Origin of the sequence: Citrobacter sp. wls710 (genome assembly GCF_005281115.1) — a bacterium.
Taxonomy (GTDB): Bacteria; Pseudomonadota; Gammaproteobacteria; order Enterobacterales; family Enterobacteriaceae; genus Citrobacter; species Citrobacter werkmanii.
Map to the genome: position 1 here is coordinate 18,806 of NZ_SZXD01000004.1, position 16,210 is coordinate 35,015.

Below are 16,210 nucleotides of genomic sequence, written 5' to 3' on the forward strand. Positions count from 1 at the left end.
CCATCAGGCAAAACATTATTCGTCGTGTGTGATGATCGCCGGGATGGTGTCATCCTTGCGTAACGTCAGGATCTCACAGCCGTTTTCCGCCACCACAATAGTATGCTCATACTGAGCAGACAAGCTGCGGTCTTTGGTTTTCACCGTCCAGCCGTCTTTCATGGTGCGGATGCGGTAATCACCGGCATTCAGCATCGGTTCTACGGTGAAGGTCATGCCCGGCTGCAGTACCACGCCGCCGTCGTCTGCATCGTAGTGCAGAACCTGAGGCTCCTCGTGGAAGCCTCGACCGATACCGTGACCGCAGTATTCACGTACTACAGAGAAGCCTTCGCCTTCCGCGTATTTCTGAATCGCTGCACCCAACGTGCGCAGGCGAATGCCCGGTTTAACCATCCGCAGCGCCAGATACAGGCTTTCCTGCGTTACACGGCACAGACGTTCGCCAAGAATGGTGGGCTTGCCGACGATAAACATTTTAGAGGTATCGCCGTGGAATTCGTCTTTAATCACGGTCACGTCGATGTTAACGATATCACCATCTTTCAGGTGCTTCGCGTCGTCCGGGATCCCGTGGCACACCACTTCGTTAATCGAGATACACACGGATTTAGGGTAACCGTGGTAGCCCAGGCACGCGGAAATGGCCTGCTGCTCATTAACGATGTAGTCATTACAGATGCGATCCAGTTCGCCGGTGCTGACGCCCGGTTTAATGAACGGTTCGATCATCTCCAGTACTTCCGCCGCCAGACGGCCAGCGACGCGCATTTTTTCGATTTCTTCAGGGGTCTTGATTGAGATAGCCATGAATTCTGTCCATCAGTGCCGATTATTTTCGGCAATAATTGTGTAAGTGCTGACAATGGTATCAGTCAGGGGTGTACCCTGCCAAATTGAGAATCATTCTGAACTTCGCCTTTCGTGCCACAGGTGCGTTGGCTACATTTTTTCACCCCGGTCACTTACTGGCCGTAAGCTCCCGGGGATTCAAAAATTTGCCGTCTGCCTGTAACACGAAATTCATCGTTCAATTCAGCACTGAGTGCCAACAATTATTGGTGTCGGTGGCGTATTTGTGGTATAAAGCGCGCCGGACTTCCGATCCATTCGAAGACTACACACGATGGACGGGAGCGACAAATCTCACTTTGTGTAACAACACACACGTATCGGCACATATTCCGGGGTGCCCTTTGGGGTCGGTAATATGGGATGCGTGGAGGCTTAACCCCAACTTTTATATATAGAGGTTTTAATCATGGCAACTGTTTCCATGCGCGACATGCTCAAGGCTGGTGTTCACTTTGGTCACCAGACCCGTTACTGGAACCCGAAAATGAAGCCGTTCATCTTCGGTGCGCGTAACAAAGTTCACATCATCAACCTTGAGAAAACTGTACCGATGTTCAACGAAGCTCTGGCTGAACTGAACAAGATCTCTGCTCGTAAAGGTAAAATCCTTTTCGTTGGTACTAAACGCGCTGCAAGCGAAGCGGTGAAAGAAGCGGCTAACAGCTGCGACCAGTTCTTCGTGAACCATCGCTGGCTGGGCGGTATGCTGACTAACTGGAAAACCGTTCGTCAGTCCATCAAACGTCTGAAAGATCTGGAAACTCAGTCTCAGGACGGTACTTTCGAAAAGCTGACCAAGAAAGAAGCGCTGATGCGTACTCGTGAGCTTGAGAAACTGGAAAACAGCCTGGGCGGTATCAAAGACATGGGCGGTCTGCCGGACGCTCTGTTCGTAATCGATGCTGACCACGAGCACATTGCTATCAAAGAAGCAAACAACCTGGGTATCCCGGTATTTGCTATCGTTGATACCAACTCTGATCCGGACGGTGTTGACTTCGTTATCCCGGGTAACGACGACGCAATCCGTGCTGTGACCCTGTACCTGGGCGCTGTAGCTACTACCGTTCGTGAAGGCCGTTCTCAGGATCTGGCTTCCCAGGCGGAAGAAAGCTTCGTAGAAGCTGAATAATAAGGCACGCTCGTTAGAGCCCTTATAGACCAGGTAGTATCACGTTTGGTTAGGGGGCCTGTATATGGCCCCCTTTTTCACTTTTAAATCTGTGCGGTTTCATGCCGGGCAGATCAAATCTTCCGAGGATTTTAGAATGGCTGAAATTACCGCATCCCTGGTAAAAGAGCTGCGTGAGCGTACTGGCGCAGGCATGATGGATTGCAAAAAAGCACTGACTGAAGCTAATGGCGACATCGAGCTGGCAATCGAAAACATGCGTAAGTCTGGCGCAATCAAAGCGGCGAAAAAAGCAGGCAACGTTGCTGCTGACGGCGTAATCAAAACCAAAATCGACGGCAACATCGCTTTCATTCTGGAAGTTAACTGCCAGACTGACTTCGTTGCTAAAGATGCTGGTTTCCAGGCATTTGCTGACAAAGTACTGGACGCTGCCGTTGCTGGCAAAATCACTGACGTTGAAGTTCTGAAAGCACAGTTCGAAGAAGAACGTGTTGCGCTGGTTGCTAAAATCGGTGAGAACATCAACATTCGTCGCGTGGCTTCCCTGGAAGGCGAAGTTCTGGGTAACTACCAGCACGGTGCGCGTATCGGTGTTCTGGTTGCTGCAACTGGCGCTGACGAAGAACTGGTTAAACAGCTGGCAATGCACGTTGCTGCAAGCAAACCAGAATTCGTTAAGCCGGAAGACGTTTCTGCTGAAGTGGTAGAGAAAGAATACCAGGTTCAGCTGGACATCGCCATGCAGTCTGGCAAGCCGAAAGAAATCGCAGAGAAAATGGTTGAAGGCCGCATGAAGAAATTCACCGGCGAAGTTTCTCTGACTGGCCAGCCTTTCGTTATGGAACCGAGCAAATCTGTTGGTCAGCTGCTGAAAGAGCACAATGCTGACGTAACTGGTTTCATCCGCTTCGAAGTGGGTGAAGGCATCGAGAAAGTTGAGACTGACTTTGCAGCAGAAGTTGCTGCGATGTCCAAGCAGTCTTAATTTTTAAAGGAGCCGCCTGAGGGCGGCTTCTTTTTGTGTCTGGCTTGTAAATTCAGCGAACCGCTATAGTGGTCATGCTGAAAAGCGACATACAATGTCGCCGGAATTAACTCATCTCATTCGTTGACAGTCTCAGGAAAGAAACATGGCTACCAATGCAAAACCCGTCTACAAACGTATTCTGCTTAAGTTAAGTGGCGAAGCTCTGCAAGGTTCAGAAGGCTTCGGTATTGATGCAAGCATACTTGACCGTATGGCTCAGGAAATCAAAGAGCTGGTTGAGCTGGGTATTCAGGTTGGCGTAGTGATTGGTGGCGGTAACCTGTTCCGTGGCGCTGGTCTGGCGAAAGCAGGGATGAACCGCGTTGTGGGCGACCACATGGGCATGTTAGCCACCGTAATGAACGGTCTGGCGATGCGCGATGCGCTTCACCGCGCCTATGTGAACGCTCGCTTGATGTCCGCCATTCCTCTGAACGGCGTGTGTGATAACTACAGCTGGGCGGAAGCGATCAGTCTGCTGCGTAACAATCGCGTTGTTATTTTGTCTGCGGGTACCGGCAATCCGTTCTTCACTACCGATTCAGCAGCCTGTCTGCGCGGTATTGAAATTGAAGCGGATGTAGTACTGAAAGCCACCAAAGTGGACGGCGTATTTACTGCCGACCCGGCTAAAGATCCTACGGCGACCATGTACGAACAGTTGACCTACACTGAAGTACTGGATAAAGAGCTGAAAGTGATGGATCTGGCTGCGTTCACGCTGGCTCGTGACCACAAATTACCGATTCGTGTCTTTAACATGAACAAACCGGGTGCGCTGCGCCGTGTTGTTATGGGTGAAAAAGAAGGCACGTTAATCACGGAATAATTCCCGTTGCGGCTAAATGCAGGTAATATTCCGCTTTAATGTCGCGGGATACGTCCCTCAAAATTAATCAAGACTATACTTGTCACACCTTGCGTGGTGGGTATGGTCTGACTGAAACGAGCTTTCAAGGATTCGTAACGTGATCAACGATATCAGAAAAGATGCTGAAGTACGCATGGACAAATGCGTCGAAGCGTTCAAAAATCAAATCAGCAAAATTCGTACGGGCCGTGCTTCTCCTAGCCTGCTGGATGGTATTGTCGTGGAATATTACGGCACGCCGACTCCGCTGCGCCAACTGGCAAGCGTAACGGTTGAAGATTCCCGTACCCTGAAAATCAACGTGTTTGACCGCTCCATGGGACCTGCCGTTGAAAAAGCAATTATGGCTTCCGACCTTGGTCTGAATCCAAGTTCAGCGGGTTCCGACATCCGCGTTCCGCTGCCTCCGCTGACCGAAGAACGTCGTAAAGATCTGACCAAGATCGTGCGTGGCGAAGCTGAAGGCGCGCGTGTTGCCGTACGTAACGTACGCCGCGATGCAAACGACAAAGTGAAAGCGCTGTTGAAAGATAAAGAGATCAGCGAAGATGACGATCGCCGTTCTCAGGACGAAGTACAGAAACTGACTGACGCAGCGATCAAGAAAGTTGATGCGGCGCTGGCAGAGAAAGAAACGGAACTGATGCAGTTCTGATTCATCTGTACGCTAAAAACGCCGCTTAGAAGGCCTGCAAGGGCTGGATGGCGGCGTTTTGCTTTTTCTGCCTATACCCTATTTTTCTGGATGTCTCATGAAGCAATTAACCATCCTGGGATCAACCGGTTCCATTGGTTGCAGTACGCTGGATGTAGTACGCCATAACCCGGAAAAATTTCGTGTTGCTGCGTTGGTTGCGGGTAAGAATGTTGCCCGTATGGTGGAGCAATGCCTGGAATTTTCTCCTCGCTATGCGGTAATGGACGATGAAAAAAGCGCGGCATTGCTAAAATCGGCTCTGCTGGAGCAGGGTAGCCGCACTGAAGTTATGAGTGGACAGCAGGCTGCCTGTGATATGGCCGCGCTGGATGATGTTGATCAGGTTATGGCGGCGATTGTCGGCGCAGCGGGCTTGCTGCCGACGCTTTCGGCGATCCGCGCGGGCAAAAGCATTTTACTGGCGAACAAAGAGTCTCTGGTAACCTGCGGACGTCTGTTTATGGACGACGTGAAACGCCACAAAGCGCAGCTTTTGCCGGTTGATAGCGAGCATAACGCGATTTTTCAGAGTTTACCGCAACCGATCCAACTCAATCTGGGATACGCTGACCTTGAGCAAAACGGCGTCGTGTCCGTGCTGCTTACCGGGTCTGGTGGCCCTTTCCGTGAAACGCCATTGCGCGATCTGGTTGCTATGACCCCCGATCAGGCATGTCGTCATCCGAATTGGTCGATGGGACGAAAAATTTCTGTCGATTCAGCCACCATGATGAATAAAGGTCTGGAATACATTGAAGCGCGTTGGTTATTTAATGCCAGCGCAAGCCAGATGGAAGTGCTGATTCATCCGCAGTCGGTTATTCATTCGATGGTTCGTTATCAGGATGGCAGCGTTCTGGCGCAGTTAGGGGAACCTGACATGCGTACACCTATTGCCCATACGATGGCATGGCCGGAACGTGTGAAGTCTGGCGTTAAGCCTGTCGACTTTTGCCAACTCAGTGCGTTGACGTTTTCGGCACCTGACTACCAGCGCTATCCGTGCCTGAAACTGGCGATGGACGCGTTTGAGCAAGGGCAGGCGGCGACGACCGCCCTGAACGCCGCGAATGAAATTACCGTTGCCGCATTTCTGGCGCAGCAGATTCGATTTACCGATATTGCCGATCTTAATTTATCCGTACTGGATAAGATGGATTTGCAGGAGCCGCAGAGCGTTGATGACGTACTGAAGGTTGATGCCATCGCGCGGGAAGTTGCCAGAAAAGCAGTGATGCGACTCTCAAGCTGATGATAATCCCTCTACGGAAGATCGTGCTATTTGTTAGCGTTGGGCTTCAGTGATATAGTCTGCGCCACTCGATCGCGGGTAGTTGCTTTTTGTCGGTCGGGTAAGCCGTGGTTTGACACGGCTTTTTTGTGTGAGGGCTTCAGTATTCCTGAGTACCGTAAATCCTTTCAGGGACTAAAAACGCGTTATGTTGTCTGCAACTAAACCATTAAGCGAAAGTTTGCCAGCACATGGTTGCCGCCATGTAGCAATCATCATGGATGGCAATGGCCGCTGGGCGAAAAAGCAAGGGAAGATTCGCGCCTTTGGGCATAAGGCCGGAGCAAAATCCGTCCGCCGGGCTGTCTCTTTTGCTGCCAATAACGGTATTGATGCGTTAACGCTGTATGCCTTTAGCAGTGAGAACTGGAACCGACCTGCGCAGGAAGTGAGCGCGTTAATGGAACTGTTTGTGTGGGCGCTTGATAGCGAAGTGAAAAACCTGCACCGCCATAACGTACGTCTGCGTATTATCGGGGATATCAGTCGATTTAACTCACGTTTGCAAGAACGGATTCGCAAATCAGAAGCGCTTACCGCCCAGAATACCGGGTTGACGCTGAATATTGCAGCGAATTACGGTGGACGGTGGGATATTGTCCAGGGAGTCAGGCAACTGGCACAACAGGTGCAGGAAGGTCTGCTGCGTCCAGAGCAAATCGATGAAGAGATGCTTGGGCAGCAAATTTGTATGCATGAACTGGCCCCTGTGGATTTAGTGATAAGGACTGGGGGAGAGCATCGAATTAGTAATTTTCTGTTATGGCAAATTGCCTATGCCGAACTTTACTTTACGGATGTTCTCTGGCCCGATTTCGATGAACAAGACTTTGAAGGTGCGCTGCATGCCTTTGCTAATCGTGAGCGTCGTTTCGGCGGCACCGAGCCCGGTGATGAAAAAGCCTGATGGGGGTCGCTTTTGCTGAAGTATCGCCTGATTTCTGCTTTTGTTTTAATACCCGTTGTCATCGCGGCGCTGTTTTTGCTGCCGCCGGTGGGGTTCGCCATTGTTACGCTGGTCGTCTGTATGCTGGCCGCCTGGGAATGGGGACAGTTAAGCGGTTTTACCACGCGTACACAGCGAGTCTGGCTGGCGGTTTTGTGCGGGCTATTGCTGGCGCTAATGCTATTTTTACTGCCAGAATACCATCGCAATATTCATCAGCCGCTGGTTGAAGTATCGCTATGGGCGTCGCTGGGCTGGTGGATCGTCGCGCTGTTACTGGTACTGTTTTACCCAGGTTCGGCGTCGGTCTGGCGTAATTCCAAAACATTACGCATAATTTTCGGCGTGCTAACCATTGTTCCTTTCTTTTGGGGAATGCTGGCGCTACGGGCATGGCACTATGATGAGAATCATTATAGTGGCGCGCTATGGCTGCTGTATGTCATGATCCTCGTCTGGGGAGCGGACTCTGGCGCGTATATGTTTGGTAAGCTGTTTGGCAAACACAAACTGGCGCCGAAGGTTTCTCCTGGTAAAACCTGGCAGGGTTTTATTGGCGGACTCGCTACTGCGGCCGTGATCTCATGGGGTTATGGCATGTGGGCGAATCTTGAAGTTGCGCCTGTCACCTTGCTTATTTGCTCCATCGTTGCAGCCCTGGCCTCTGTGCTGGGTGACCTGACTGAGAGTATGTTTAAGCGTGAAGCAGGTATTAAGGACAGTGGTCACTTAATTCCAGGACACGGCGGTATTCTGGATCGTATTGATAGCCTGACGGCTGCGGTACCGGTCTTTGCTTGCCTGTTGTTACTGGTATTCAGGACGCTCTAACGGATGGTCTTATGCTGAGTATTCTCTGGAATCTGGCTGCATTCATCGTCGCACTCGGTGTGCTTATCACCGTGCATGAATTTGGTCATTTCTGGGTTGCACGGCGCTGCGGAGTCCGCGTTGAGCGCTTTTCCATTGGCTTTGGAAAAGCGCTTTGGCGTCGTACCGATAAACTGGGTACAGAATACGTCATCGCACTAATCCCCCTCGGCGGTTACGTCAAAATGCTGGATGAGCGCGCTGAACCGGTGGTACCGGAGCTGCGCCATTACGCTTTCAACAATAAAACGGTTGGGCAACGCGCAGCCATTATTGCCGCAGGTCCGATTGCAAACTTCCTTTTTGCTATTTTCGCTTACTGGCTGGTGTTTATCATCGGTGTCCCTGGTGTTCGTCCGGTTGTTGGTGAAATAACGCCCAACTCGATTGCTGCGCAGGCGCAAATTCAACCAGGTACGGAACTAAAAGCGGTTGATGGTATCGAAACCCCTGATTGGGATGCCGTGAGACTGCAGTTGGTTGCCAAAATTGGCGATGAGCATACGACGCTCAGCGTGGCGCAGTTTGGCAGTGACCAGCGGCAGGACAAAACGCTGGATTTACGCCATTGGGCATTTGAGCCAGACAAACAGGATCCCGTCTCCAGTTTAGGGATTCGCCCACGCGGTCCACAGATTGAACCAGTGCTGTCAGAAGTGCAGGTTAACTCGGCTGCAAGTAAGGCGGGTTTGCAAGCTGGCGACAGGATCGTTAAAGTCAATGGTCAGCCGCTGACGCAATGGATGACGTTCGTGACGCTGGTGCGCGATAATCCGGATGAGCCGTTAGCGCTAGATATTGAAAGACAAGGAAGTTCCTTGTCTTTAACGTTAACCCCAGATTCAAAACAGGTTAACGGGAAGGCAGAAGGTTTTGCGGGCGTGGTGCCTAAAATTATTCCTCTGCCTGATGAGTATAAGACTGTACGCCAGTATGGGCCCTTCAGCGCCATCCTCGAAGCCTCGGATAAAACGTGGCAGTTGATGAAGCTGACGGTCAGTATGCTGGGAAAATTGATTACCGGTGATGTAAAACTGAACAACCTCAGTGGGCCGATTTCTATCGCCCAGGGGGCTGGGATGTCAGCGGAGTTCGGGGTGATTTATTACCTGATGTTCCTTGCGCTTATCAGCGTGAACTTAGGGATAATTAACCTGTTTCCGTTGCCCGTTCTTGACGGGGGGCATCTGCTGTTCCTGGCGATTGAAAAGCTGAAGGGCGGTCCGGTATCCGAGCGGGTTCAAGACTTTAGTTATCGCATTGGCTCTATCTTGCTGGTGTTGTTAATGGGGCTTGCACTTTTCAATGATTTCTCTCGGTTGTAAGAGAGTGTTAGGAAGAACGCATAATAACGATGGCGATGAAAAAGTTGCTCATAGCGTCGCTGCTGTTTAGCAGCGCCACCGTATACGGTGCTGAAGGGTTCGTAGTGAAGGACATTCATTTCGAAGGCCTACAGCGAGTCGCCGTTGGTGCGGCTCTCCTCAGTATGCCGGTGCGCACAGGCGACACGGTTAATGATGAAGACATCAGTAATACCATTCGTGCTCTGTTCGCCACCGGTAACTTTGAGGATGTCCGCGTCCTGCGCGATGGTGATACCCTTCTGGTTCAGGTAAAAGAACGTCCGACGATTGCCAGCATCACTTTCTCCGGTAACAAATCGGTGAAAGACGACATGCTGAAGCAAAACCTCGAGGCGTCTGGCGTACGTGTTGGCGAGTCTCTGGATCGCACCACGCTTGCCGATATCGAAAAAGGCCTGGAAGATTTCTACTATAGCGTCGGTAAGTACAGCGCCAGTGTGAAAGCGGTGGTAACGCCGTTGCCGCGTAACCGCGTTGACCTCAAACTGGTCTTCCAGGAAGGTGTTTCGGCGAAGATCCAACAGATCAATATCGTCGGCAACCATGCTTTCTCGACTGACGAACTTATCTCTCACTTCCAACTGCGTGATGAAGTGCCGTGGTGGAACGTGGTGGGCGATCGTAAATACCAGAAACAGAAACTCGCGGGCGATCTTGAAACCCTGCGCAGCTACTATCTGGATCGCGGTTATGCTCGTTTCAATATCGATTCTACCCAGGTCAGCCTGACGCCGGATAAAAAAGGTATCTACATCACCGTTAACATCACTGAAGGCGATCAGTACAAGCTTTCTGGAGTCGAGGTGAGCGGTAACCTGGCCGGACACTCCGCCGAAATTGAGAGCCTGACCAAAATCGAGCCAGGCGAACTCTATAACGGCACCAAAGTGACCAAAATGGAAGATGATATCAAGAAGCTTCTGGGGCGCTATGGCTATGCCTATCCGCGCGTTCAGTCGCAGCCTGAAATCAACGATGCCGACAAAACCGTTAAATTACGCGTAAATGTGGATGCGGGTAACCGTTTCTATGTGCGTAAGATTCGCTTTGAAGGTAACGACACGTCTAAAGACTCCGTTCTGCGTCGCGAAATGCGTCAGATGGAAGGCGCATGGTTGGGCAGCGATCTGGTCGACCAGGGTAAAGAACGTCTGAACCGTCTGGGTTACTTTGAAACCGTTGATACTGATACTCAGCGTGTTCCGGGCCGTCCGGATCAGGTTGATGTGGTCTATAAGGTGAAAGAGCGTAACACCGGTAGCTTTAACTTCGGCGTCGGTTACGGTACCGAGAGCGGCGTGAGCTTCCAGGCTGGCGTTCAGCAGGATAACTGGTTAGGTACCGGTTATTCCGTCGGTATTAACGGCACCAAAAACGACTACCAGACCTATACTGAGTTGTCTGTCACCAACCCGTACTTCACCGTTGACGGTGTGAGCCTTGGCGGCCGCGTCTTCTATAACGACTTTGAAGCGGATGATGCAGATCTGTCCGACTATACCAACAAAAGTTATGGTACTGACGTAACGCTCGGCTTCCCGGTTAACGAATACAATACGCTGCGTGCTGGTCTGGGTTATGTGCATAACAAACTGTCCAACATGCAGCCGCAGATCGCAATGGATCGTTATCTTGAGTCGATGGGACAACCTGCTGATACCAGCAGTTTTGCCGCTGATGACTTCACCTTTAACTACGGTTGGACGTACAACAAGTTAGACCGTGGTTATTTCCCGACAGACGGTTCGCGTGTCAACCTGAATGGTAAAGTGACCATTCCGGGTTCTGATAACGAATACTACAAATTGTCGATGGATACCGCGACCTACGTGCCGATTGATGACGATCACAAATGGGTTGTCCTGGGCCGTACCAAGTGGGGGTATGGTGATGGCATCGGTAGCAAAGAGATGCCGTTCTACGAGAACTTCTATGCTGGTGGTTCCAGTACCGTGCGTGGTTTCCAGTCGAATACTATAGGCCCGAAAGCGGTTTATAAAAATGGCGCCCACACTAGCTGGGACGATAATAATGATTACGAAGACTGTACCAAGGAAGCTGGCTGTAAATCTGATGATGCGGTAGGTGGTAACGCCATGGCTGTAGCCAGCCTGGAATTTATTACCCCAACGCCGTTCATCAGCGACAAGTATGCCAACTCGGTTCGTACCTCGTTCTTCTGGGATATGGGTACCGTTTGGGATACAAACTGGGATCCGTCATCTGCGCCGTCGGATGTACCGGACTATAGCGATCCGAGCAATATCCGTATGTCAGCAGGTATCGCTTTACAATGGATGTCCCCATTGGGGCCGTTGGTTTTCTCCTACGCCCAGCCGTTCAAGAAGTACGATGGAGACAAAGCGGAACAGTTCCAGTTTAACATTGGTAAAACCTGGTAATTGTTCTTCGCAAAGGAATGTAGTGGTAGTGTAGCGCTGACTTTAGGCGATCTTGCATGGGATCGCCTGGCCACGCAAAGAACTGTACCTACGGGTGCAAATGGGATGGTAAGGAGTTAATTGTGAAAAAGTGGTTATTAGCTGCAGGTCTCGGTTTAGCGATGGCAACGTCCGCACAGGCCGCTGACAAAATTGCAATCGTCAACATGGGTAGCCTGTTCCAACAGGTTGCACAGAAGACAGGTGTTTCCGCTACGCTGGAAAACGAGTTCAAAGGCCGTGCCAGCGAACTGCAGCGCATGGAATCCGATCTGCAATCTAAAATGCAGCGTCTGCAATCTATGAAAGCGGGTAGCGATCGTACCAAGCTGGAAAAAGACGTTATGGCTCAGCGCCAGACTTTCTCTCAGAAAGCTCAGGCTTTTGAGCAGGATCGTGCGCGTCGTTCCAACGAAGAACGTGGCAAACTGGTTACTCGTATCCAGACAGCTGTGAAATCTGTTGCTAACAGCCAGAGCATCGATCTGGTCGTTGACGCAAACACCGTTGCATACAATAGCAGCGATGTAAAAGACATCACCGCTGACGTACTGAAACAGGTTAAATAAGTAATGCCTTCAATTCGACTGGCTGATTTAGCAGAGCAGTTGGATGCAGAATTACACGGTGATGGCGATATCGTCATCACCGGCGTAGCGTCCATGCAATCTGCACAAACTGGCAATATCACATTTATGGTGAATCCTAAGTACCGTGAACACTTAGGGGTATGCCAGGCTTCTGCCGTTGTGATGACGCAGGACGATCTTCCTTTTGCTAAGAGTGCGGCGCTGGTAGTGAAGAATCCCTACCTGACCTATGCTCGTATGGCGCAAATTTTAGATACCACGCCGCAGCCCGCACAGAACATTGCACCGAGTGCAGCGATCGATGCGACGGCGAAGCTGGGTAAAAATGTCTCTGTGGGCGCAAATGCGGTCATTGAGTCTGGCGTAGAGCTGGGCGATAACGTCGTTATCGGCGCAGGCTGCTTCGTCGGAAAAAATACAAAAATCGGTGCAGGTTCGCGTTTGTGGGCGAATGTGACGATTTACCACGACATTCAGATCGGTGAGAACTGCCTGATCCAGTCCAGCACTGTCGTCGGATCGGATGGATTTGGTTACGCGAACGATCGTGGTAACTGGGTGAAGATTCCGCAGCTTGGTCGTGTGATTATCGGCGATCGCGTCGAGATCGGCGCTTGTACCACCATTGACCGTGGTGCTCTGGACGATACTGTGATCGGTAATGGTGTTATCATTGATAATCAATGCCAGATTGCACATAACGTTGTGATTGGCGACAATACGGCGGTAGCCGGTGGCGTCATTATGGCGGGTAGCCTGAAGATTGGCCGCTACTGCATGATTGGCGGCGCCAGCGTGATCAATGGGCATATGGAAATATGCGACAAAGTTACGGTAACTGGCATGGGTATGGTGATGCGTCCTATCACTGAACCTGGCGTCTACTCCTCAGGCATTCCGCTACAACCCAATAAGGTATGGCGTAAAACAGCTGCACTGGTGATGAATATTGATGATATGAGCAAGCGCCTCAAAGCGATTGAGCGCAAGGTTAATCAACAAGACTAAAGCACCTTTTTTGCATGTCTGACTTTTCGGCCTGTCTCATTCATACGATTGCGACAGGCCGTGTTATTATTGCCTTTTAGTATATTTTGACAGGAAGAGTATTTTGACTACTAACACTCATACTCTGCATATTGAAGAGATTTTAGAACTTCTGCCGCACCGTTTTCCGTTTCTGCTGGTTGACCGTGTGCTGGATTTTGAAGAAGGTCGTTTTCTGCGCGCAGTGAAAAATGTATCCGTTAATGAGCCTTTCTTCCAGGGCCACTTCCCGGGCAAACCTATTTTCCCTGGCGTACTGATTCTGGAAGCGATGGCGCAGGCCACTGGTATCCTTGCGTTTAAAAGCGTAGGAAAACTGGAACCAGGCGAACTGTACTATTTCGCGGGTATTGACGAAGCACGCTTTAAGCGTCCTGTCGTGCCGGGCGATCAGATGATCATGGAAGTGACTTTCGAGAAAACGCGCCGTGGCCTGACCCGTTTTAAAGGGGTTGCGCTGGTCGACGGTAAAGTTGTGTGCGAAGCAACGATGATGTGTGCCCGTAGCCGGGAGGCCTGATACGTGATTGATAAATCCGCCTTTATTCACCCTACCGCCATTGTGGAAGAGGGCGCCAGTATTGGCGCTAACGCTCACATTGGCCCATTTTGTATTGTTGGACCCCATGTTGAAATTGGTGAGGGTACCGTACTGAAGTCTCACGTTGTCGTGAATGGCCATACAAAAATTGGTCGCGATAACGAGATCTATCAGTTTGCCTCCATCGGCGAAGTTAACCAGGATCTTAAATATGCTGGCGAACCGACCCGCGTGGAAATTGGCGATCGCAACCGCATCCGCGAAAGCGTCACCATTCATCGTGGCACAGTGCAGGGCGGTGGAGTGACGAAGGTGGGCAGCGATAACTTACTGATGATTAATGCGCACGTCGCGCATGATTGTACGGTAGGCAACCGCTGTATTCTGGCGAATAACGCCACGCTTGCCGGACATGTTTCGCTGGATGATTTTGTTATCATCGGCGGTATGACTGCGGTGCATCAATTCTGCATCATCGGCGCGCATGTGATGGTTGGCGGCTGTTCTGGCGTTGCTCAGGACGTGCCACCGTACGTTATCGCCCAGGGCAACCACGCGACGCCGTTTGGCGTCAACATCGAAGGTCTGAAGCGTCGTGGGTTCACCCGCGAAGCGATTACCGCGATTCGTAATGCCTACAAAGCGTTGTACCGTAGCGGTAAAACGCTGGAAGAAGTGAAGCCGGAAATCGCCGAACTGGCGAAACAGTACCCCGAAGTCCAGGCTTTCAGCGACTTCTTTGAGCGCTCAACGCGTGGTCTGATTCGTTAATGACTGAGCAGCGTCCTTTAACGATTGCCCTCGTCGCCGGAGAAACCTCCGGCGATATTCTTGGTGCAGGGCTAATTCGCGCACTCAAAGCTCGTGTTCCCAATGCGCGTTTTGTTGGCGTGGCGGGGCCGCTAATGCAGGCCGAAGGCTGTGAAGCCTGGTACGAAATGGAAGAACTGGCGGTTATGGGCATCGTTGAAGTGCTCGGACGTCTGCGCCGTTTACTGCATATTCGTGCCGATCTCACTCGTCGATTCACCGATCTCAAGCCGGATGTTTTCGTTGGTATTGATGCGCCTGATTTCAATATTACCCTTGAAGGGAACTTGAAAAAGCAGGGCATAAAAACCATTCATTATGTCAGTCCGTCCGTCTGGGCGTGGCGACAGAAACGCGTTTTCAAAATAGGCAGATCCACCAATATGGTGCTGGCCTTTCTGCCTTTCGAAAAAGCGTTTTATGACAAATTTAACGTCCCGTGCCGCTTTATCGGCCACACCATGGCGGATGCCATGCCGTTGGATCCGGATAAAAACGCGGCACGTGATATTCTGGGTATTCCCCACGATGCTCACTGCCTGGCGCTGCTGCCTGGAAGCCGTGGCGCTGAAGTGGAGATGCTCAGCGCCGATTTTCTGAAAACGGCGCAGCTGTTACGTCAGCATTACCCGGATCTCGAAGTGGTGGTGCCGCTGGTCAATGCCAAACGCCGGGAGCAGTTTGAGCGTATCAAGGCTGAGGTTGCGCCGGAGCTTTCCGTGCATCTGCTTAATGGCATGGGACGTGAAGCGATGGTGGCCAGCGACGCCGCACTGCTGGCTTCAGGCACCGCTGCGCTGGAGTGTATGCTGGCAAAGTGTCCGATGGTGGTCGGCTACCGCATGAAACCCTTCACCTTCTGGCTGGCGAAGCGTCTGGTGAAAACGGATTACGTTTCGCTACCTAACCTGTTAGCGGGAAGAGAACTGGTTAAAGAGCTGTTGCAGGAAGAGTGTGAGCCGCATGCGCTGGCGCAAGCGCTGTTGCCGTTACTGGCGAATGGCAAAACCAGCCATGCGATGCACGACACATTCCGTGAACTGCACCAGCAGATCCGTTGCAATGCCGATGAGCAGGCAGCGGATGCAGTCCTGGAGTTAGCGCAATGATTGAATTTGTTTATCCGCATACGCATTTAGTGGCGGGTGTGGATGAAGTCGGGCGTGGTCCTTTGGTCGGTGCGGTTGTTACTGCTGCCGTTATTCTGGATCCGGCTCGCCCGATTATCGGTCTTAACGACTCAAAAAAACTGTCAGAAAAACGTCGCCTGGCGCTGTTTGATGAAATCAAAGAAAAAGCGTTAAGCTGGAGCGTAGGCCGTGCAGAACCGCATGAAATCGACGATCTGAATATTTTGCATGCCACCATGCTGGCGATGCAGCGTGCGGTCGCGGGTCTGCATATTGCGCCAGAATACGTACTGATTGACGGCAATCGTTGCCCGGCATTACCGGTACCGTCGATGGCGGTAGTCAAAGGTGATAGCCGCGTTGCGGAGATTAGCGCAGCGTCAATACTGGCAAAAGTGACCCGCGATGCTGAAATGGCTGCGCTGGATACGGTTTTTCCGCAGTATGGTTTTGCACAGCACAAAGGCTATCCAACTGCTTTTCATCTGGAAAAATTGGCACTGTATGGCGCGACAGAGCACCATCGCCGCAGTTTTGGCCCCGTCAAACGCGCACTGGGACTCACGTCCTGATTCTTGTGTCGAAGGAATCT

The 16,210-nt window shown here is 51.3% G+C and carries 16 protein-coding genes; 15 read left to right on the forward strand and 1 reads right to left on the reverse strand.

Features of this window, described 5'->3' with window-relative positions; translation table 11 throughout:
* Positions 1-15: 15 nt before the first annotated feature.
* Positions 16-810: a type I methionyl aminopeptidase gene (gene map, locus FDX14_RS01785; protein WP_137348920.1), complete on the reverse strand. Its 795-nt coding sequence runs from the start codon at positions 808-810 to the stop codon at positions 16-18.
* Between the two features lie 451 nt (positions 811-1,261).
* Here map and rpsB point away from each other — a divergent pair, with 451 nt between their 5' ends.
* From rpsB to rnhB, 15 genes are all read left to right on the forward strand, one after another.
* The gene (gene rpsB, locus FDX14_RS01790; RefSeq protein ID WP_003018553.1) at positions 1,262-1,987 is read left to right on the forward strand and encodes a 30S ribosomal protein S2; all 726 of its coding nucleotides are present in this window, start codon (positions 1,262-1,264) and stop codon (positions 1,985-1,987) included.
* A gap of 136 nt (positions 1,988-2,123) precedes the next feature.
* Positions 2,124-2,975, forward strand: a complete 852-nt coding sequence (tsf, locus tag FDX14_RS01795) for a translation elongation factor Ts (RefSeq protein WP_003018551.1) — start codon at positions 2,124-2,126, stop codon at positions 2,973-2,975.
* Between the two features lie 145 nt (positions 2,976-3,120).
* Positions 3,121-3,846 carry a UMP kinase gene (gene pyrH, locus FDX14_RS01800; protein ID WP_003018549.1) on the forward strand — a complete coding sequence of 242 codons (726 nt, stop codon included), beginning with the start codon at positions 3,121-3,123 and terminating at the stop codon, positions 3,844-3,846.
* Positions 3,847-3,985: 139 nt separating this feature from the next.
* Positions 3,986-4,543: a ribosome recycling factor gene (gene frr / locus FDX14_RS01805; protein ID WP_006686783.1), complete on the forward strand. Its 558-nt coding sequence runs from the start codon at positions 3,986-3,988 to the stop codon at positions 4,541-4,543.
* 97 nt (positions 4,544-4,640) lie between these two features.
* Entirely contained in the window at positions 4,641-5,837 is a 1,197-nt protein-coding gene (ispC, locus tag FDX14_RS01810) for a 1-deoxy-D-xylulose-5-phosphate reductoisomerase (protein ID WP_061380843.1), read from the forward strand.
* A gap of 187 nt (positions 5,838-6,024) precedes the next feature.
* Positions 6,025-6,783, forward strand: coding sequence for a (2E,6E)-farnesyl-diphosphate-specific ditrans,polycis-undecaprenyl-diphosphate synthase (gene ispU, locus FDX14_RS01815; RefSeq protein ID WP_137348921.1), 759 nt, complete (start codon positions 6,025-6,027; stop codon positions 6,781-6,783).
* Positions 6,784-6,795: 12 nt separating this feature from the next.
* Entirely contained in the window at positions 6,796-7,653 is an 858-nt protein-coding gene (cdsA, locus tag FDX14_RS01820; RefSeq protein WP_038637406.1) for a phosphatidate cytidylyltransferase, read from the forward strand.
* Positions 7,654-7,664: 11 nt separating this feature from the next.
* Positions 7,665-9,017 carry a sigma E protease regulator RseP gene (rseP, locus tag FDX14_RS01825; RefSeq protein WP_061380841.1) on the forward strand — a complete coding sequence of 451 codons (1,353 nt, stop codon included), beginning with the start codon at positions 7,665-7,667 and terminating at the stop codon, positions 9,015-9,017.
* Positions 9,018-9,046: 29 nt separating this feature from the next.
* On the forward strand, positions 9,047-11,461 hold the full coding sequence (gene bamA, locus FDX14_RS01830) for an outer membrane protein assembly factor BamA (protein WP_079225453.1): 2,415 nt from the start codon (positions 9,047-9,049) through the stop codon (positions 11,459-11,461).
* Between the two features lie 122 nt (positions 11,462-11,583).
* Positions 11,584-12,069 (forward strand): molecular chaperone Skp, encoded by a 486-nt coding sequence (gene skp / locus FDX14_RS01835; RefSeq protein WP_016151765.1) that lies wholly within the window; start codon positions 11,584-11,586, stop codon positions 12,067-12,069.
* 3 nt (positions 12,070-12,072) lie between these two features.
* Positions 12,073-13,098 carry a UDP-3-O-(3-hydroxymyristoyl)glucosamine N-acyltransferase gene (gene lpxD / locus FDX14_RS01840; RefSeq protein WP_042312169.1) on the forward strand — a complete coding sequence of 342 codons (1,026 nt, stop codon included), beginning with the start codon at positions 12,073-12,075 and terminating at the stop codon, positions 13,096-13,098.
* A 103-nt stretch (positions 13,099-13,201) separates the two neighbouring features.
* Entirely contained in the window at positions 13,202-13,657 is a 456-nt protein-coding gene (gene fabZ / locus FDX14_RS01845; protein WP_003018528.1) for a 3-hydroxyacyl-ACP dehydratase FabZ, read from the forward strand.
* Between the two features lie 3 nt (positions 13,658-13,660).
* Positions 13,661-14,449: an acyl-ACP--UDP-N-acetylglucosamine O-acyltransferase gene (lpxA, locus tag FDX14_RS01850; protein ID WP_003018525.1), complete on the forward strand. Its 789-nt coding sequence runs from the start codon at positions 13,661-13,663 to the stop codon at positions 14,447-14,449.
* Entirely contained in the window at positions 14,449-15,597 is a 1,149-nt protein-coding gene (gene lpxB / locus FDX14_RS01855; RefSeq protein WP_042312164.1) for a lipid-A-disaccharide synthase, read from the forward strand. Before lpxA ends, lpxB begins: the two co-directional genes overlap by 1 nt.
* On the forward strand, positions 15,594-16,190 hold the full coding sequence (gene rnhB, locus FDX14_RS01860) for a ribonuclease HII (protein ID WP_038637421.1): 597 nt from the start codon (positions 15,594-15,596) through the stop codon (positions 16,188-16,190). The genes lpxB and rnhB overlap by 4 nt, the downstream gene beginning before the upstream one ends.
* Positions 16,191-16,210 lie beyond the last annotated feature (20 nt).